Below are 16,919 nucleotides of genomic sequence, written 5' to 3' on the forward strand. Positions count from 1 at the left end.
TGTCTCCTTGGAAAATGGCGGGTCAGTGTCCCGAGCGGCGGCTGAGGGTGGCGATGGCCTGGATCTCGATGAGCAGGTGCGGGTGCGGCAACTGGTGGACGGCGACCGTCGTGCGGGTGGGGCCGTTGGCGTCGAAGTACTCGGCGTAGACCTCGTTGTAGCCACCGAAGTCGTTCATGTTGACGAGGTAGGCGGTGATCTGGGCGATGTCCTCCAGGTCGGCGCCGACCGACCGCAGGATGGCGCGCAGGTTCTCGATGACGGCGCGGGTCTGGGCCCGGATGTCGAGGGTGGTCGTGCCCAGGGCGTCGGCCTCGGCACCCGCGAAGGTGTTGTCCGGCCTGCGGGAGCTGGTGCCGGAGACGAAGACGAGGTCGCCGACGACCTTCACGTGCGGGAACCGTCCCCGGGGGATGGCCTGCCCGTCGACTACGCGTGCGGTGCTCATCAGCGGCCCTTCAGGGTGACGGTGCCGAGCCCCGCGATCTCGCAGACGGTGACGCCGGGGGTGAGCGGCAGGGCGGCGGTGGCGGCGCCGGCCAGGACGATCTGTCCGGGGGCGAGGGGGATACGGCGCCTGCGGCAGATGTCGAGCAGGGCGTGCAGGGCGGCCAGGGGTGCTCCGAGGATCGCCGCGGTGGATCCGACGGCCGCCGCCCGCGGGGTGCGCAGCCGCACCGCCTTGTTCGCGACGTCGGTGAGTGGGTGCCAGGGGCCGACGGCGTACCCGGCGGCCGAGGTGTTGTCGGCGATGACGTCGGTGACGGTGAAGAGGAAGTCCTGGTAGCGGGAGTCGATGATCTCGATGGCCGGTGCGACCGCGTCCACGCACGAGGCGATGTCGGTCGCGGGATCGTCGAGATCGACCTGGCGGCTCAGCCGGAACGCCACTTCCGGTTCGACCCGCGGATGGATGAAGCCCGTCAGGTCCACGTCGGCGCCGTCGCCGATGCGCATGGCGTCGGTCAGGCGTCCCACGATGATTTCGGAGACCCCCATCTGCGCCATCTTGGCCTTGCTGGTGAAGCCCAGTTTCACGCCGGTGAGCCGCTCTCCCCCGGCCTGCCGCAGACCGACCAGTGCTTCCTGTACGGCGTAGGCGTCGTCGATGCCGAGGGAGTGGGTGCCGGCGAGGCTGGGGACGGGAGTGTTCCGGTGCGCGGCCGTGTGCAGCCGCGCGGCAAGTTCCAGGGGATCGGTCGTGCTCATGCTGTTTCTCCTGCCTCGGCGGGCACACGGGCCAGGTCCAGGGCGATGTCGGTGAGAAGGTCCTCCTGGCCGCCTACCAGCCCGCGGCGGCCGGCCTCCTGGAGCAGCAGGCGGGAGTCGAGCCCGTGCCGCGCGGCCACACGTGCCGCGTGCAGCAGGAAGCTGGAGTAGACGCCCGCGCGGCCGAGGGTCAGAGTGTCGCGGTCGACTTGGACGGGCCGCTCCCGCAGGGGCCGTACGAGGTCCTCGGCGGCGTCCTGGAGGGCGAACAGATCGCAGCCGTGGTGCCAGCCGAGCAGGTCCGCCACGGCGACGAACGGCTCCGCCGGACAGTTCCCGGCGCCCGCCCCTTGTCCGGCGAGCGCGACGTCCACGCGCAGCGCCCCGTGCTCGACGGCCGTGACGCTGTTGGCGACGGACAACGACAGGTTCTCGTGCGCGTGGATGCCGATCTGCGTGTCGTCGGCGAGCACCTGGCGCAGGGCGTCGACCCGTTCGGCCACATCGGTCATGGTCAGCCGGCCGGCGGAGTCGGTGACGTAGACGCAGTGGGCTCCGTAGGACTCCATCAGCCGGGCCTGTTCGGCGAGTCGGGCCGGGGCGGCCATGTGGCTCATCATCAGGAACCCGGCGACGTCCATGCCGTTCTCGCGGGCCCAGGCGATGTGCTGCGCGCTGATGTCGGCCTCGGTGCAGTGGGTGGCCACGCGTACGCTGCCCACGCCGAGAGCACGGGCCCGTCGGAGATCGGCGATGGTGCCGATGCCAGGCAGCAGCAGGGTGGTGAGGGTGGCGTTCTCGATCACCTCGGCCGCGGCCCGGATCCATTCCTCGTCGGTGTGGGCCCCGAAGCCGTAGGTGGCGCTGGAGCCGCCGAGGCCGTCGCCGTGGGCGACCTCGATGGCGTCCACCCCGGCCCGGTCGAGTGCGGCCACGATGTCGCGGACCTGGGTGGTGGTGTAGCGGTGCCCGACGGCGTGCATGCCGTCCCGCAGGGTCACGTCCTGGACGTAGAGGTTCACTTGCTCACCCATCCTCGGAGTTCGGCCATGCGCTCGGCTGTCCGCAGGGCGGCGGAGGTCATGATGTCGAGGTTGCCGGCGTATTCCGGCAGGTAGTGGCCGGCGCCGCGGACCTGGAGGAAGCAGGTGACCTGCGTGCCCGTCACATGCCGGCCGAGGTGCGGGATCCACACCTCCCGCAGGGCGTCGAACTGCACGTCCTGCACGAGTTCGTAGCCGGGCACGTACTCCTGGACGTCCCAGACCGCCTGCCCCACCGAGTCCTCGATGGCGCGCAGCGTGCCGGCCGTGGCGTCCTCGACGACGCAGTAGACGGTGTTACGCATGGACACCGGCGGGTCTGCCGGGTTGAGCACGATGACGGCCTTGGCGGTGGCCGCGCCCGCGACCTCGCGCAGGGCCCGCGCGGTGGTCTCGGTGAACTCGTCGATGTTGGCGCGGGTGCCGGGCCCGGCGGACCGGGTCGAGAGGGAGGCCACGATCTCGGCGTAGACCACCGGAGTCACCCGGGAGACGGCCGCGGCGACGGGTACGGTGGCCTGCCCGCCGCAGGTGACCATGTTGACGTCGTCGGCGGCGAGGTGCTTCTCCAGGTTCACCGAGGGGACGGTGAGCGGGCCGGACGCGGCCGGCGTGAGGTCGACGAGCAGTTTGCCGTGGGCGCGGCAGACTTCGGCGTGCTGGGCGTGGGCGCCGGCCGAGGTCGCGTCGAACACGATCCGGATGTCGGCGAACTCGTCCATCTCCAGGAGACCGTCGATTCCCGCAGGGGTGGTGGCCACGTGCAGGCGCCGGGCGCGCGCCAGGCCCTCGGAGGCCGGGTCGATGCCCACCAGGGCCGCCATGCGCAGGTCCTTCGACTGCCGGATGACCTTGACCATCAGGTCGGTTCCGATGTTCCCCGAGCCCAGGACGGCGACCTTGACGCCGTCGGCCCGGGCGGTGTTCCCGTTGCTCATGCGCTGTCCTCCGAACGGGGCTCGATGAGGGCCTCGACCGTGCCGAGTCCGTCCAGTTCCAGGCGGTAGCGTCCGCCGTCGGTGATCTCCGCCATCGGTCCCAGGGCACCGGACATCACCACGTCGCCGGCGCACAGGGGCCGGCCCCGGCGGGCCAGTTCGCGCGCCAGCCAGGTGACGGCGACGACCGGGGAGCCGAGGCAGGCGTGACCGGCACCGAAGGAGACGGGCTCGTCGTCGCGGTACAGCGTCATCCCGACCCGGGCCAGGTCGAGCCCGGTCAGGGTGTGCGGGACGGTGCCGAGGACGACGGCGCCGCTGGAGGCGTTGTCGGCGACGGTGTCGGTGATGGTCAGGTCCCATCCGGCGATGCGGGAGTCCACGATCTCGACGGCCGGCAGGACGAAGGCCGTGGCGCGCAGGACGTCCGCGACGGTGGCGCCGGGCAGTTCGAGGTCACGGTCGAGGACGAAGGCGATCTCCCCCTCGGCGCGGGGCTGTATGAAGCGGTCCAGGGCGACGGGCTCGCAGTGGGCGAGGACCATGTCGTCGAAGAGCATCCCGAAGTCGGGTTCGAAGACGCCGAACTGCTCCTGCACGGCGGGCGCGGTCAGGCCGATCTTGGCACCGACCCTTCGTGCCCCCGCGGCCAGCCGCGCGGAGGCGAGGCGGCTCTGCACCTCGTAAGCGGTGTCGATGCCGGTGTCGCCGAGCAGGTCACGGACGGGGGCACAGGGCGTTCGGGTGGCGGCTGCCCGGGTCAGGCGGGAGACGGCGGCCTCGATGGCGTCGCTTCCCGTCGGCGGGACGGGTGTGTTCGGGTGGGTGTCGATGTCGGTCGTCATAGCTGCACGCACACGTTCGTGGGCTCGGTGTAGAAGTGGAGGGAGGAGGCGCCGCCTTCCCTGCCGATGCCGGAGAGCCCGGCACCGCCGAAGGGCGAGCGCAGGTCGCGCAGGAACCAGGTGTTGACCCAGGCCATGCCCACGTCCATGCGTTGGGCGACACGGTGGCCACGGCGCAGGTCATTGGTCCACACGGCGGCAGCGAGACCGTAGTCGGTGTCGTTGGCCATGGCGATGGCCTCCTGCTCGGTGTCGAAGGGGATGAGCGCTGCGACGGGACCGAAGATCTCCTCGCGTACGGGGCGGTCGGCGTTGGTCAGCCCGGTCCACAGGGTGGGTTCGATCCAGGCGCCGCTGTCGAGGGCCGGGCCGAGGGCCGGGGTGCCGCCTCCGGTGACGACCTTGGCGCCGGCCTGTTCGGCGAGGTCGAAGTAGCGCAGCACCTTGCGCCGGTGTTCCTGGGAGATCAGCGGGCCGGTGGTGGTGTGCGCGCTGAACGGGTCGTCGAGCCGCAGCCGGCCGGCCCGTTCGGCCAGGCCGTCGACGATGTCCGTGAACACGGCCCGGTGGACGTAGACCCGCTCGGTGCACAGGCACACCTGGCCCGTGTTGGTGAACACCGACCGGGACAGCCCGTCGAGCGCCTCGTCGACATCGACGTCGTCGAAGACGATCGCGGCGTTCTTGCCACCGAGTTCGAAGGACACCGGGCGCACCCCGTGCGCCGCCGCCCGCATGACCTCGGTCCCGGTGGCGGACGATCCGGTGAACGTGATCCCGTCCACGCCCGGGTGGGTCACGAGGAACTCGCCCGCGGAACCGGCGCCGAAGCCGTGCACGACGTTGTAGGCCCCGGCGGGCAGACCGGCATCGGCCAGCACCTCGGCCAGCAAGGCCGCGGTGGACGGCGTTTCCTCGCTGGGCTTGACGACCACCGCGTTGCCGCAGGCGAGCGCGGGGGCGACCTTCCAGGTGAGCAGCAGCAGCGGCAGGTTCCAGGGCACGATCACGGCCACCACGCCCAGCGGTTTGCGCACCGCGTAGTTGAGGGCCTGGCGCTCGTCCGGCAGGTCGGTGAGGTAGGAGTCCTGGTCGGCAGCGGCCACGATGTCGGCGAACGTACGGAAGTTGGCGATCGCGCGGGCGACGTCGAGTTCGCGGGCCTGGGTCACGGGCTTGCCCGTGTCGCGGACCTCCGCGGACACGAACTCCTCGAAGCGCTGCTCGATCAGGTCGGCCGTCCGGCGCAGCAGCGCGGTGCGTTCTCGTACGGGAGTGTGGGCCCAGCCGTCCGCCAGGGCGCCCCGCGCCGAGCGGACCGCGCGGTCGACCAGGGCGCGGTCCGCCTCGTGCACCTGGGCGAGGGGTGTGCCGGTGGCCGGGTCGGTCTTCGTGAAACAGCGTTCCTCGTCGGGTTCGGCGAAGGTGCCGCCGACGAAGTTACGGATGACGGGCAGGGGTTCAGCGGACATGGGGTGCCTCCTGAGGGTCGGGGTCGCCCGCTTCCTCGTTCGGCGCGACGGGTACGTCCCTGCGCATCACGTGGCGGACCTTGAGGGCGTAGACCAGGAGCAGGGCGAGGGTGAAGCCGGAGCCGACCCAGGCGGCCTGCGCCATCACGGGCACCACCGCGGCGGTCGAGGCCACCGCCAGCACACCCGCGATGCCGGCCCAGGCCGTCCAGGCACCGCCCGGAACCCGCAAATCCTGCGGTGCGGCCGGTTGAGCGGAGCGGCGGAAGGCGAGGTAGGCCGCGAGGATCAGCAGCCACACCAGGAGGACGGAGAAGATGGCGACGGAGACCAGCAGGTTGAAGACACTGTTGACCTTGAAAGCGGCCAGCAGGGCTGCCGCGACGATGCCGACGGCGGAGACCAGCAGGGCCCGGACCGGGACCCCGCGGCGGCTGAGGCGGGCCAGGGCGGCGGGGGCGCATCCGTCGTGGCCCAGGGAGTCCAGGAAACGGCTGGCAGCGTAGAGCTGCGCATTGGCCGAGGAGATCGCCGCGATCAGCACGATCACGTTGGTCAGCGAGGCGGCGGCCGGAATGCCGACCTGGGTGAAGACGTGGACGAACGGGCTGCCGTCGACGCCCCCGTCACCGCCTGCGACGTCCCGCCACGGCACGAGGGTGACGATGAGCCCTATGGACAGGATGTAGAACAGGCCCAGGCGCCAGATGAGCGCGCGCATCGCGGTGCGGATGGACCGTGCGGGGTCGGCTGTCTCCGCCGCCGAGATGGAGACGGTCTCGAATCCCACGAAGGCGAACATCACCACGGACAGGGCGGTCCAGACGGCCGTCGGCCCGTTGGGGAAGAAGCCGCCACCGGAGGTGAGGTTTCCCAGGCCCGCCGCCGGCGTGTGCGGCAGTCCGGCGAACACCAGCAGCAGCCCTGCCGCGATGAACACCACCACCGCGGTCACCTTCACGCTCGACAGCCAGAACTCCGCGAGGCCGAAGGACCCGACGCTGAAGAGGTTGACGGCCAGTACCAAGGCGGCGACGGCGGCGATGAGCAGGAGCATCGGGGCCTGCGGCCACCAGTAGCGGATGTAGATCGCCGCGGCCACCACCTCGCCACCGATGGCGACCGTCGTTCCGGCCCAGAACAGCCACCGGACGAGGAAGCCCGCCCACGGGCCGAGATAGAGGTGGGCGATGGTCCCGAAGGTGCCGCGCACGGGATGGGCGATGGTCATCGCCCCCAGCACCCGGGCGATGATGGCGACGAGTACCGCGCCCGCGATGTAGGAGAGGATCACGGCAGGGCCTGCTATGCCGATGGCCGAACCGGACCCCAGGAAGAGGCCGGTGCCCAGCGCGCAGCCGAGGCCGATCATGGTGGTCTGGCGGTGGGTGAGCGAGCGTACGAGCTCCCCCGGGGGCCGTTGGTCGCCGCCTGTGAAGGGCGCCTGCCCAGACGGGAGGGGGGCCGCGTTGCCGGTCTGGGTCATCTTTCCTCCGGAACGGAGTGGGCGAGCGCGTCGGCGGCCCGCCAGCAGTCGTGGAAGGTGGAGTAGAGGGGCACCGGCGCCAGCCGGATGATGTCCGGCTCGCGGGCGTCGGCGACGACTCCGTGCTCGTGGCGGAGCCTGCGGGCCAGGACGGCCGCACTCGTACGGCCGACGCGCAGCGACAGCTGGGCGCCTCGGCGTTGCGGGTCCCTGGGAGTGATCAACGTCAATGGACGGGTGAGGGTGACCGCGTCGAGAAGTCCCTCCAGGTACCCGGTCAGCTTCTCGCTGCGCCCCCGCAGCGACGCCATGCCGACGGTGTCGAACAGTTCCAGCGAGGTGCGCACCGGGCCCATGGCGAGAATCGGCGGATTGGAGATCGCCCACGCGTCGGCGGTGGCCGGCGGACGGGAGACCGGTTCCATCCGGAACCGGGTGGCGGCGTCGGTGCTCCACCACCCTTCCAGGCGCTGCAGACCGCGGTCGGTGACGTGCCGCTGGTGGATGAACACCCCCGACAGCGCGCCGGGGCCGGAGTTGAGGTACTTGTAGGAGCACCAGGCGGCGAAGTCGACGTCCCAGTCGTGCAGATGGAGCGGGACGTTGCCCGCCGCATGCGCCAGGTCCCAGCCGACCGTCGCGCCCGCGGCGCGGCCGGCTGCGGTGATGGCGGGGATGTCCATCAGCTCGCCGGTCAGGTAGTTGACGCCGCCCAGCAGCATCAGGGCCACGGTGTGTCCCTGCCGGTCGAGGAAGTCGACGACGTCCTCGGTGCGCAGGCAGTCCTCCCCGGGACGCGGACGCAGCCTGATGACCGCCTGGTCCGGATCGAGGCCCCGGAAGTGCACGTGGCTGCGCACCGCGTAACTGTCCGAGGGGAAGGCGCTGTCCTCGATCACGATCTGTGTCCGCTCGCCCTGGGGGCGATAGAACGAGACCATCAGCAGATGCAGGTTCACCGTCAGGGAGTTCATGACGACGGTCTCTTCGGGCAGTGCCCCGACCAGGCGCGCGGCCGGCTCGGTCAGCAGGCGGTGATAGCCGAACCACGGGCGTGCGGCGTCGTGGTGGCCTTCGACGCCGAAGCGGCTCCAGTCGGAGAGGTCCTGCGTCAGTTCCGCGAGGGTGGCCTTGGGCTGAAGGCCGAGGGAGTTGCCGGCGAGGTACGCGGTCTCGGTGTGTCTGCCGCCGTCGGCAGGCGGTATGTGGAACAGCTCGCGGTGCCCCGGGAGGGCTTCGTCGAGCTGATGGGCCTCGGCTTCGGAGGCGGTGGGTCGCGCGAGCAAGGCAATGCCCTTCTGGGAAATGGAGCTGGATGACCGATGGGTCGACGCAGGCGCCGAAGCTGAGCGCGTGGGCCGAAGGCGGTCATGAGCGGGCTGGTCGCTCTGGTGGGTGGGAAGGAAGCGGTCAGCGCCGAGCCGCGGCCAGACGCATCAGACGGAGGGTCTCGGCATGAACTCGGGTGGAGGGCACGGCGAGTTCCACGGGTGAGTCGAAGTGGTTGCGCCCGGACTGCTCGAACGCGGTGACCGGGCAGCCCTGCCGGCGCAGATGCTCCGCGAACGCGCGCGACTGCCGCTTGAACTCGTCCGTCTCACGTTCCCCCCAGGCGATCACCACGGGGCAGCGCACCGATGGCGTCAGCAACAGCGGACTGCAGTTCTGGACCTCGCTGCCGTCAATGCCCACGACGTCGTTGACGTAGGTCTGCCGTACAGGGGTCAGGTCATAGATCCCGCCGAAGAGCACCGCGCCCGCGATGGGGTCCGCGGGCAGACCCCACTGCCGCCACGGCGTGGCGAGCAGCATGGCGGCCAGGTGAGCGCCGGCCGAGGATCCGGAGACCACGATCCGCTCGGGGTCGATGCGGTGGTCGGCCGCCCGGCGCCACAGCCAGACGAAGGCCCTGCGCACCTGGTCGACGATGTCCGAGAGCCGGGCTCGCGGGGCGAGGGCGTAGTCCGGAGTGGCGTAGACGGCACCCGCCTGCACCATGGCGGGAGCCGGGAACGCGGTGTCCTCCTTGGACAGCTGCTGCCAGTATCCGCCGTGGACGAAGAACAGAGCGGGTCGGCTTTGCGGGCCCGGTCCCGAAGGACCGTAGACGTCCAGCCGGTCGTCGTGTCCCGGTCCGAAGCGCAGGTCGCGACGGGCCACCGCGGCCAGCTCCTGTCGGGCGAGGCGGCTGCGGTCCGCGTAGTCGTCCAGGAACGGCCGGATGTCGTCCACCATGCTGCTGGGTGAGTACTGGGCGTCCAGCCGGCCCTGGTCGAAGTCCCCGTACGCAGGTGCTGTCATGGCAGCAGCCGATCTGAGGTCTCCTCCCGCGACTTCTTCAGAAAGGCGACGAAGTCGCTGCCGCCGGTTCCCTTGGCGGTCTCCTGGTCGCTCTGGAACCGCTTGATGTAGCGCCCGGTGATGCCGATGTGCTGGGCCCGGAGCCGGACCAGGGCGTCCACCGCCGCGTTGTACGCGTCGCCGAGCCGGGGGTGGGTGCCGCGGTCTCGCTCGACGCATTCACGGACCGAGGGACCGGCCTCGAGATCCTCCAGGAAGCGACGGTGCGGCGCGGGCATGTGTGCGCGCATGCCGGTCAGGAATCCCGCCGTCATCCCGTGCGGGTGCGGGATGTCGAGTCCGGCGTCGAAGGCCTGGATGAGGGAGCTCTGTGCGGCGCTCCCGCCGGCCAGCACCAGCGGTTCCCGGTCCACGCCCTCGAAGCGCAGCCCCGGCGCGGACCATCCCGTGAGGAACGGCCTGATGCGATGGTAGAAGACGTAGTGATCGCACCAGCGTTCGACGTCGAGGAACGCGTCGGTCACCTTGTCGACGACATCGCGGATTCTGAGCAGCGCCTTGGTGAGACCGGCCTGGTCCTCGGCCGCCGCCGCGTGCTGGGCCTGCACGAGCAGGGGCAGCCCGGGAGCGCCGGCGAGTTCGACGCCCACCGTCGCCAGATAGAACCACTTCTCGTCGACGCCGCCGAGAAACGTCACCTGGGTGTCGATGTTCGACATGCTCAGCGGTTCGCCGGCGTCGATGCGCCGCCAGTTGTGGAGCACGATGGAGGCGTGGGAGATGATCGGCGCCCGGTCCAGGGCTTCGGCGAGCGTGTGGAGCGGCCTTGCCAACGGTGCCGGAAGCGTGTCCGCGGGTGTGTCGGTGGCCCACACGTACGCGTTCGCGAGAGAGCACAACAGCAGCATGGCCCGTTCCTGCTCCCCGCTGGAGTGCAGCCGGTCCGGTGCGAGCACGGGCAGCGATTCGACCGCCGGGCGCATCCGCCCTGTCATGATCAGGGCCGCGATGTTCCGCGCGAGCCGCTCCCACGGTTCGTAGTACGCCTGCAGCGCGTCCACCGGGTCCTCGGCGGGCACGAACCCGTGCACGGCATCGATGGCGTACTCGCCCAGCGCGGCCACTCGGGGCCGGGGAGCCCGTATGCGCGTCGTCTCAGGGATCACTGTGCTTCCTCCTCGTGCGTCTCCACGAGGTTGCCCTTCCCCCGAGGTGGGGCATATGGATGTCGGCACGAACCCGGAGCCCTCTGATTGGGCTCGGGCACTAAGACGTCGCTGTGTCGTCGCCCCTCAGGAAGCTTTCCAGGCTGGGCGTCAGGCCCGTCACCTGTCCGGGCGCAAGTCGGTAGAGGACGTAGTAGCCCTCGCTGCGGCGCTCCAGCAGACCCGCGTCCGTCAGCACGCGCAGGTGCTTGGACAGGGCCGCCTCGCTGACACCGACGAGCGGGGCCAACTCCTGGGTGCTGCGCGGGCGTTCGGCGATCAGTCGGAGGGCGCGCAGCCGGGTGTCGTCGGCCAGCGCCCGCAAGGTGCCGACGAGTTGGGTGGGGGGAATCCTCGGGCGGGCTTCCCGGGCGATGGAGGAGACCGGGAAGACGAGGCCCAGGGGCCAGGGACCGTCGCAGTTGACGCGTACGTGCGGCCACACATAGGCGCTGGGGGCCAGGACGAGGGTGTCGTCCGGGCCGATGGTGACCTCGTGGTCGTGCGGCCGCTCCAGCCAGAAGCGTTCGGCCTGCCGGTCGCTGCGCACTTCCGGCCACAGGCCACGGAGCATCCCGTACAGACCGCGCTGCTCGATCTGGTGTCCGGCCTCGCTGACGCCGGCGGCGAGTTCGGGCTCGACCCGTGCCCATTCCTCCTCGAACGCCTCGCGCCAGTAGCGCTCCAGCATGCTCAGGAACCGCTCCAGCAGGGCGCGGGGGTCGTCGAGGAGCATGGCGGCCATCGCTTCGTCGCTTTCCCGTGCGAGGCGCTCCCGGAGCAGACGGCGTACTTCCGGTGTGTGCAGCACCTGCGGATCCCTGCCCGCGCCGCTGCCCGGCCAGGGCGTGAGGAGAGGGACGGCGAACTCCAGGCGGACCAGCTCCGGATCCGCCGTGCGGAGGCCGGCCAGTTCGCCCTCGAAGTCCGTCAGCCGGCCGGTCGGCTGCGGAAAGAGGAACTCGGGGAAGTATGAGCGCACCGCATAGGAGAAGGCCTCGATCTCGCGCTTCAGCGGCGGGGACAGCTTGCGCATCGCCCGCACCCAGCCGTGCTGGACGGGGTGGTGCTTGGGCTCCACCAGCACATGGAGACTCAGTACGGCTTCCATGGTCGGCGAGTAGGCGAACGCCACCCGCTCCGCACCGCCGGCAGGGACTCGGAACACGATCGTCATGACCCGTCATCCTGGCCGCACGGCGTCCACAAAGGGAGCCGCGCCGCGCCGCCAGGCGTTTGCCGGCACGCGGACGCCGTGTGGGGGAACGCATCGTGATTCGGAAGGCGTCTGGACAAGCACCTCTCGGCAACGCGGTCCTGGGGCGGAACTCGCCGCTCGACCCCGGGCGCCGCCCGGCGGTCGTCCGCGTCGATCACGTCCACCGGGTGGGGACTTGCCAGGCCTCCCACACCAAGGTGTGATCAGCGTGAGGCAAAACCCCCCTGTTCACGCTCACGGGTGAATTCCTGGACCACCGCGGCTGCGGCGCTCCACCGGCAGGGCCCGCGCACCGGCCCGAAGTCCCTTGCAGGGCGCCTCCGGGGTGATTTATGCACACTGCACCTTCATGTGCGCGTAGATACGGAGAGCGACTTGCCAGACGGACATCCGCGAGAGATGGTTGCCCGAAGACAATGATTTCTCTGGGGTGGGCGAGGTGAGGGATTCGCGCAGCGGGTCCTCGACATTTGGTTTCTACTCGGGCGCAGGCGGGCGTAGGCGCGGAGCCGGACTTCCCGTGGGGCAGGGCCCCCTACCCGGTACTGGTCGCTGACGCGGCCGGTGTCCTCACGCAGCGCAACGAAGCCGCTCAGGTCCTGCTGCCCGCGGCCTGCCCCGGAGCGGAGCTCGCGGATGTCGTCCCGGGCTGGCTCGCCTCGGCCCACCGGTCGATGTGCCTGGCCGGCCTGGAGGGCGGGCGGGAGCCGGAGGTGCCGCTGTCCGGCGGGATCGAAGGGCGTCGTTTCGAGGCGCACTTCAGCCTGCGGGGCGACGGCACGGTGGCGTGGTGGCTGGTCGACGACACCGACCACCAGCTGGCCCGTGAAGCCCTGCGCATGGAGCGGGAGCAGACGGCGTTCCTCGCGGCGGCGTCCAGCACCCTGCTGTCCTCGCTCAATCTGGGGCGCTGCATGGACGTGACCGCGCAGATGGCCGCCGATCACCTCGCCGACGCGGTCCTGGCGATCGCTCCCGCCCGTGGCCGCCGCTTGCCCGTGGTGTCCTGCCTGCGTGGCGGCACGCCCACCACCTCCCAGGAAGTGGTCGACCCTGACGAGGTCCCCGGTCTGGGAGAGGCCCTGCGCGGGTTCCCGCCGGTTCCCTCCCGGTGGATCGACGCTTCTGCTGCGCCGCGCTGGATGATTCCCGAGGACTTCGGCCCCATCGGGGCCATAGTGATCACTCCCCTGCCCGGGCACGGCGTCCCGGCCGGTGCGCTGGTCCTGCTGCGCAAGGAGGGCAGCGCCGCCTTCACCGAAGAGGAAGAGGTGTTCGCCCGCCTTTTCGCCGCACGGGCCGGAGCGGCGATGTCGGCCGCCCGCCTGTACGCGGAGCAGACGGCCATCACCGAGGTCCTCATGCGGGACCTGCTGCCCCCCGTGCTGCACCAGATCTCCGGTGTGGACTTCGCCGGCAGCTACCGCCCGTCGGCGGATCACGAGCGGATCGGCGGGGATTTCTACGACGTGCACCCCGGCGTCGCGGAAGGGGAGCCGTCCCTGGTGGCGCTGGGTGACGTGTGCGGCAAGGGTCTGGAGGCCGCCGTCCTGACCGGCAAGATCCGCAACACCCTGCACGCGTTGCTGCCCCTGGCCGACGATCACCAGCGGATGCTCACCCTGCTGAACACCGCACTGCTCAGCTCGCACCACACCCGGTTCGCGACGCTGGTCCTGGCGTCCGCAGCCCGCAAGGGCAACGAGGTGCGGGTGCGGCTGACCAGTGCCGGCCACCCGCATCCGCTGATCATCCGCGCGAACGGAACGGTCGAGGAAGCCGACACCCGCGGCACCCTGGTCGGGGCCCTGCCGGACATCAGTGCCCGCACCACGACCGTCACGCTCGCTCCCGGGGAGTCCTGCATCCTGTACACCGACGGAATCACCGATGCCAGGGGCGGCCCGCTGGGTGACGTCCTCTTCGGTGAGGAACGCCTCAAGCGTGCCCTGGCCGAGTGCGCCGGCATGCCGGCGGAGGGAATCGTGGAGCACGTCCAGATGCTCGCCTCCCAGTGGCTGGGCAACCGGGACCACGACGACATGGCCGTCGTCGCGATCTCCGCGCCGCGCAGCCACCATCTGAGCGCGGTGGACGGCCACACCCGGGGCAGGTACACCGCATGAGCACCACCGCCTCGCCCCGCAACTCCGCCCCCGTCCGCGAACTGGCCGACCGGCTGTGGAACGCCGTGGCGGCCGGAGACGAGCACACCGCCACCGACGTCGTCCTGCGAGCTCTGGCCGAGGGCCTGGACCCCGAGTCCGTCCTCCTGGACGTGATCGCGACGGTCCAGGGCAGAGTCGGTGAGGAATGGGCCGCGAACCGCATCAGTGTCGCGCAGGAACACGCCGCGACGGCCATCAACGAACGCGCCGTGACGGCACTCGCCCTGCGCTCCGCCAATGCCCGCCGGACGCCCTGCCGAGGCCGGATCACGGTGGCGTGCGTGGACGGTGAATGGCACGCCCTGCCCGCCCGGCTGCTGGCCGAGGTGCTGAAGCTGCGCGGATGGCAGGTCGACTACCTCGGAGCGCAGGTACCCGCGGCCCATCTCATCTCCCACCTGCACACCACGAAGGCCGACGCGGTCGCCCTGTCCAGTTCGATCGCCACCAGGCTTCCCACCGCGCACGCGGCCATCACCGCGTGTCAGGCCATCGGAGTCCCGGTCCTGGTGGGCGGCGCCGCGTTCGGATCCGACGGCCGCTACGCCCTGTTGCTCGGCGCCCAGGCGTGGGCCCCGGACGCGCGTGCCGCCGCCGACCGGCTCGCCGAGGCGCCGCTGCCGCGCCCGCGGCCCGATCACCAGCAGCTGGAAGACCTGCCCCATCTGGTCGACCAGGAGTACACGTTGGTCGCCCGCAGCAGCGCCTCCCTGGTGCGGTCCGTCTTCCTGGCCCTCCAGGACGCGTTGCCTGCGATGCGGGCCTACGACGACATGCAGCGCGAGCGCACGGCGGAAGACCTCGCCCAGATCGTGGAGTTCCTCGCCGCCGCCCTCTACCTCGGCGACGACGTCCTCTTCACCGAATTCGTCACCTGGACCGACCGGATTCTCCGCGCGAGGAAAGTGGACGCGCAGTCGCTGCCGCCGGCCCTGGACCTCCTGGCCCGCGAGCTCAAGGACTTCCCCCGGGCGTCGCGCATACTCAGGCGCGGCATCGAAGCCCTCACCACCGACCACCCCACAGCCGGGACACCCGCATGACCATCCTGCCTCCCGCATTCCACCTGACCACCGTCGAGACCAGGCACGCGGTCCGCATCGAGATCACCGGGGATCTCGACTACGACACCGCCGACCTCCTCCTGGAGGAGGCGACGGCCCGGCTTTCGGCCCGACCAGGTCTCGAGGACCTTCACCTGCACTGTGCGGGGATCGGCATGGTCGACTCCATGGGGCTGTCGATTCTGTTGATGATCGGCCGCCGAGCCAACGCGGCACGGGTACGGCTGCATCTGGACGACCGGCCCGCGCAGCTCGACCGGCTGCTCAGCATCACCGGCACGCTCGAGTACTTCACGGCCCAGCCCGCGACCGGTGCCGCGGCCACGCATCTGGACACGGCGGAATCCCCCGCGGCTGCGACGGCAACGGAGAGAAGAACACGCGCGAGCGGCCCCACCGGACCGGACGCCACGACCTGAACCCTGCCCGGCCGGGTAGGCGACCTGACCGCCGGCGTCGACTGCGACCGGGCGCCCCGGCTGTCAGGGATGCGGTGGCGGTGGCGGCATCGTGCGGAGCCCAGGCGGTGACTCCGGCCAGACCAGGAGCACCGGGCAAGGAGCATGGTCGACGACGAAGCGGCTGGCCGGTCCCAGGCTGCGCGGGCCGACACGGGAACGGTCGCCGTCGCGGGCCAGGATCAGCAGATCGGCGCCCTCGGCCGCGGCGACGACCTCCCGCTCCAGGCGTCCGGTGCGCTCCACCCGCGTGCTCGGGCGTCCGAGCCGATCGGCAGCGGCCTGGAGGAGTTCCTGCGCGGAGGCGGCGGCGAGTTCCTCGAGGCGCGTGCCGGGGTCCCGCTCGGGGTGGCCGCGACCGAGCAGTCCAGCGAAGGCACCGTGCGCGACTCCCGGCACGTCCGCCGGGTTGACGTGCAGCAGCACGACATCGGCGTCCGCCGGGGCCAGGACGCGGGCGGCGTCCACGCAGGCGGGCCAATTGCCCTCGACGATCCAGACGACCACTGCCATGAGGTCAGCCTCCTCCGATCACGGCCGGCGAGTCCCATAGTGACGGTACGGCGGCCGCCGGGCCCACCGGGAGGGACGATACGCCGCCTCGGCGGAGTGACCCGGGGGAAGGACAGGCGACAGGGCGGCGCGCCCAGGTGCGACCATCAGCGCTGTGCGATTCCACTCCAGAACGTCATCGGCCGGCGTGGTCGAACAGCCCTTCACGCTCGGCGAGGTGCCCGGAGTGCTGTGGACGCCGGAGGGCGCCCGCGGCACTCGCCCGCTGATCCTGATGGGACACGGCGGCGGGCAGCACAAGAAGGCGCCCGGCATCCTGGCTCGCGCACGTCGCTTCGCGGCCGAGGGCGGGTTCGCGGTCGCCGCGATCGACGTACCCAATCACGGCGAGCGGCCGACGGCTCCGGAGTTCGACCGGCTCGCGGCCGACTACCGGGCGCGCGTGAGGGCGGGGGAGGACACGGCTTCGCTGGACACCGCCCTGTACACGCTGGTGGTCGAGCAGACCGTCGCGGACTGGCAGGCGGTCCTCACCGCCGTTCAGCACCTCGACCACGTCGGCGGTGGACAGGTCGGCTACTGGGGGATGTCGCTGGGCTGTGCGCTCGGCATGCCGTTCGTCGCCGCGGAGCCTCGAGTCCGCGCCACGGTGCTGGGCCTGCAAGGGTCCCCCGTCCTGACGGAGGCCGCCGCGCGGATCCTCGTGCCGGTGCAGTTCCTGCTCCAGTGGGACGACGAGCTGATGCCCCGCGCGCAGGGCCTGGCCTTGTACGACGCCATCGGCTCGACGGAGAAGACACTGCACGCCAACCCGGGCCGGCACGGAGATCTGCCGCGGTTCGAGCTGGACGACACACTTCGGTTCTTCGCCCGGCACCTGGGCTGATGCACCCGCGGCCAACAGCCCATACACCGGTGGCACGAAAAGATGCCCGACTCAGGCGCATGATCTGAATGACGTCGGGCAGTCGGGGCGTAGGGCCTTGCAGCGCTGTTCC

16 protein-coding genes are annotated in these 16,919 nt (G+C 71.0%); 4 read left to right on the plus strand and 12 right to left on the minus strand.

Features of this window, described 5'->3' with window-relative positions; all coding sequences use genetic code 11:
* Positions 1-22 precede the first annotated feature (22 nt).
* The 11 genes from AQJ54_RS34495 to AQJ54_RS34545 form a co-directional block, all read right to left on the minus strand.
* Positions 23-448 carry a RidA family protein gene (locus tag AQJ54_RS34495; protein ID WP_062031030.1) on the minus strand — a complete coding sequence of 142 codons (426 nt, stop codon included), beginning with the start codon at positions 446-448 and terminating at the stop codon, positions 23-25.
* Positions 448-1,209, minus strand: a complete 762-nt coding sequence (locus tag AQJ54_RS34500; protein ID WP_062244130.1) for a 2-keto-4-pentenoate hydratase — start codon at positions 1,207-1,209, stop codon at positions 448-450. The genes AQJ54_RS34495 and AQJ54_RS34500 overlap by 1 nt, the downstream gene beginning before the upstream one ends.
* Entirely contained in the window at positions 1,206-2,243 is a 1,038-nt protein-coding gene (gene dmpG, locus AQJ54_RS34505) for a 4-hydroxy-2-oxovalerate aldolase (RefSeq protein ID WP_062244132.1), read from the minus strand. Before dmpG ends, AQJ54_RS34500 begins: the two co-directional genes overlap by 4 nt.
* Entirely contained in the window at positions 2,228-3,190 is a 963-nt protein-coding gene (locus AQJ54_RS34510; RefSeq protein ID WP_062244138.1) for an acetaldehyde dehydrogenase (acetylating), read from the minus strand. Before AQJ54_RS34510 ends, dmpG begins: the two co-directional genes overlap by 16 nt.
* Positions 3,187-4,035: a 2-keto-4-pentenoate hydratase gene (locus AQJ54_RS34515; RefSeq protein WP_062244140.1), complete on the minus strand. Its 849-nt coding sequence runs from the start codon at positions 4,033-4,035 to the stop codon at positions 3,187-3,189. Before AQJ54_RS34515 ends, AQJ54_RS34510 begins: the two co-directional genes overlap by 4 nt.
* Complete coding sequence (locus tag AQJ54_RS34520; RefSeq protein WP_062244142.1) at positions 4,032-5,507, minus strand: 2-hydroxymuconic semialdehyde dehydrogenase; 1,476 nt, start codon at positions 5,505-5,507, stop codon at positions 4,032-4,034. The genes AQJ54_RS34515 and AQJ54_RS34520 overlap by 4 nt, the downstream gene beginning before the upstream one ends.
* Positions 5,497-6,993, minus strand: a complete 1,497-nt coding sequence (locus tag AQJ54_RS34525) for an amino acid permease (RefSeq protein WP_062244144.1) — start codon at positions 6,991-6,993, stop codon at positions 5,497-5,499. The genes AQJ54_RS34520 and AQJ54_RS34525 overlap by 11 nt, the downstream gene beginning before the upstream one ends.
* A complete protein-coding gene (gene kynU, locus AQJ54_RS34530) occupies positions 6,990-8,279 on the minus strand; it encodes a kynureninase (protein ID WP_062244146.1) in 1,290 nt (429 codons plus the stop codon). Before kynU ends, AQJ54_RS34525 begins: the two co-directional genes overlap by 4 nt.
* Positions 8,280-8,403: 124 nt before the next feature.
* Positions 8,404-9,294, minus strand: a complete 891-nt coding sequence (locus tag AQJ54_RS34535) for an alpha/beta hydrolase (RefSeq protein WP_062244149.1) — start codon at positions 9,292-9,294, stop codon at positions 8,404-8,406.
* Positions 9,291-10,460 carry an indoleamine 2,3-dioxygenase gene (locus AQJ54_RS34540; RefSeq protein ID WP_159055591.1) on the minus strand — a complete coding sequence of 390 codons (1,170 nt, stop codon included), beginning with the start codon at positions 10,458-10,460 and terminating at the stop codon, positions 9,291-9,293. The genes AQJ54_RS34535 and AQJ54_RS34540 overlap by 4 nt, the downstream gene beginning before the upstream one ends.
* A gap of 100 nt (positions 10,461-10,560) precedes the next feature.
* Positions 10,561-11,676: an ArsR/SmtB family transcription factor gene (locus AQJ54_RS34545; protein ID WP_062244151.1), complete on the minus strand. Its 1,116-nt coding sequence runs from the start codon at positions 11,674-11,676 to the stop codon at positions 10,561-10,563.
* A 512-nt stretch (positions 11,677-12,188) separates the two neighbouring features.
* Here AQJ54_RS34545 and AQJ54_RS34550 point away from each other — a divergent pair.
* From AQJ54_RS34550 to AQJ54_RS34560, 3 genes are read left to right on the plus strand one after another with little or no spacing between them, the layout of a single operon-like run.
* Positions 12,189-13,844 (plus strand): PP2C family protein-serine/threonine phosphatase, encoded by a 1,656-nt coding sequence (locus AQJ54_RS34550; protein WP_107121192.1) that lies wholly within the window; start codon positions 12,189-12,191, stop codon positions 13,842-13,844.
* On the plus strand, positions 13,841-14,929 hold the full coding sequence (locus tag AQJ54_RS34555; protein ID WP_062244153.1) for a cobalamin B12-binding domain-containing protein: 1,089 nt from the start codon (positions 13,841-13,843) through the stop codon (positions 14,927-14,929). Before AQJ54_RS34550 ends, AQJ54_RS34555 begins: the two co-directional genes overlap by 4 nt.
* Positions 14,926-15,369, plus strand: coding sequence for an STAS domain-containing protein (locus tag AQJ54_RS34560; protein ID WP_062031007.1), 444 nt, complete (start codon positions 14,926-14,928; stop codon positions 15,367-15,369). Before AQJ54_RS34555 ends, AQJ54_RS34560 begins: the two co-directional genes overlap by 4 nt.
* Before the next feature lie 63 nt (positions 15,370-15,432).
* Here AQJ54_RS34560 and AQJ54_RS34565 read toward each other — a convergent pair whose 3' ends face one another.
* Positions 15,433-15,921, minus strand: coding sequence for a universal stress protein (locus tag AQJ54_RS34565; protein WP_020138415.1), 489 nt, complete (start codon positions 15,919-15,921; stop codon positions 15,433-15,435).
* Between the two features lie 154 nt (positions 15,922-16,075).
* Between AQJ54_RS34565 and AQJ54_RS34570 the strand changes: the two genes are divergently transcribed.
* On the plus strand, positions 16,076-16,807 hold the full coding sequence (locus AQJ54_RS34570) for a dienelactone hydrolase family protein (RefSeq protein ID WP_062244156.1): 732 nt from the start codon (positions 16,076-16,078) through the stop codon (positions 16,805-16,807).
* Positions 16,808-16,919 lie beyond the last annotated feature (112 nt).

The sequence above is a fragment of the Streptomyces griseorubiginosus genome, assembly GCF_001514195.1.
Taxonomy (GTDB): domain Bacteria; phylum Actinomycetota; class Actinomycetes; order Streptomycetales; family Streptomycetaceae; genus Streptomyces; species Streptomyces griseorubiginosus.

What these genes read in the sequence shown, in the direction of transcription:
- AQJ54_RS34560 (WP_062031007.1), top strand. Translation starts at nt 14,926, where the DNA reads ATGACCATCCTGCCTCCCGCATTCCACCTGACCACCGTCGAGACCAGG.
- AQJ54_RS34500 (WP_062244130.1), bottom strand. Translation starts at nt 1,209, where the DNA reads ATGAGCACGACCGATCCCCTGGAACTTGCCGCGCGGCTGCACACGGCC.
- AQJ54_RS34515 (WP_062244140.1), bottom strand. Translation starts at nt 4,035, where the DNA reads ATGACGACCGACATCGACACCCACCCGAACACACCCGTCCCGCCGACG.
- AQJ54_RS34495 (WP_062031030.1), bottom strand. Translation starts at nt 448, where the DNA reads ATGAGCACCGCACGCGTAGTCGACGGGCAGGCCATCCCCCGGGGACGG.
- AQJ54_RS34525 (WP_062244144.1), bottom strand. Translation starts at nt 6,993, where the DNA reads ATGACCCAGACCGGCAACGCGGCCCCCCTCCCGTCTGGGCAGGCGCCC.
- AQJ54_RS34520 (WP_062244142.1), bottom strand. Translation starts at nt 5,507, where the DNA reads ATGTCCGCTGAACCCCTGCCCGTCATCCGTAACTTCGTCGGCGGCACC.
- AQJ54_RS34555 (WP_062244153.1), top strand. Translation starts at nt 13,841, where the DNA reads ATGAGCACCACCGCCTCGCCCCGCAACTCCGCCCCCGTCCGCGAACTG.
- dmpG (WP_062244132.1), bottom strand. Translation starts at nt 2,243, where the DNA reads ATGGGTGAGCAAGTGAACCTCTACGTCCAGGACGTGACCCTGCGGGAC.
- AQJ54_RS34545 (WP_062244151.1), bottom strand. Translation starts at nt 11,676, where the DNA reads ATGACGATCGTGTTCCGAGTCCCTGCCGGCGGTGCGGAGCGGGTGGCG.
- AQJ54_RS34565 (WP_020138415.1), bottom strand. Translation starts at nt 15,921, where the DNA reads ATGGCAGTGGTCGTCTGGATCGTCGAGGGCAATTGGCCCGCCTGCGTG.
- AQJ54_RS34535 (WP_062244149.1), bottom strand. Translation starts at nt 9,294, where the DNA reads ATGACAGCACCTGCGTACGGGGACTTCGACCAGGGCCGGCTGGACGCC.
- AQJ54_RS34510 (WP_062244138.1), bottom strand. Translation starts at nt 3,190, where the DNA reads ATGAGCAACGGGAACACCGCCCGGGCCGACGGCGTCAAGGTCGCCGTC.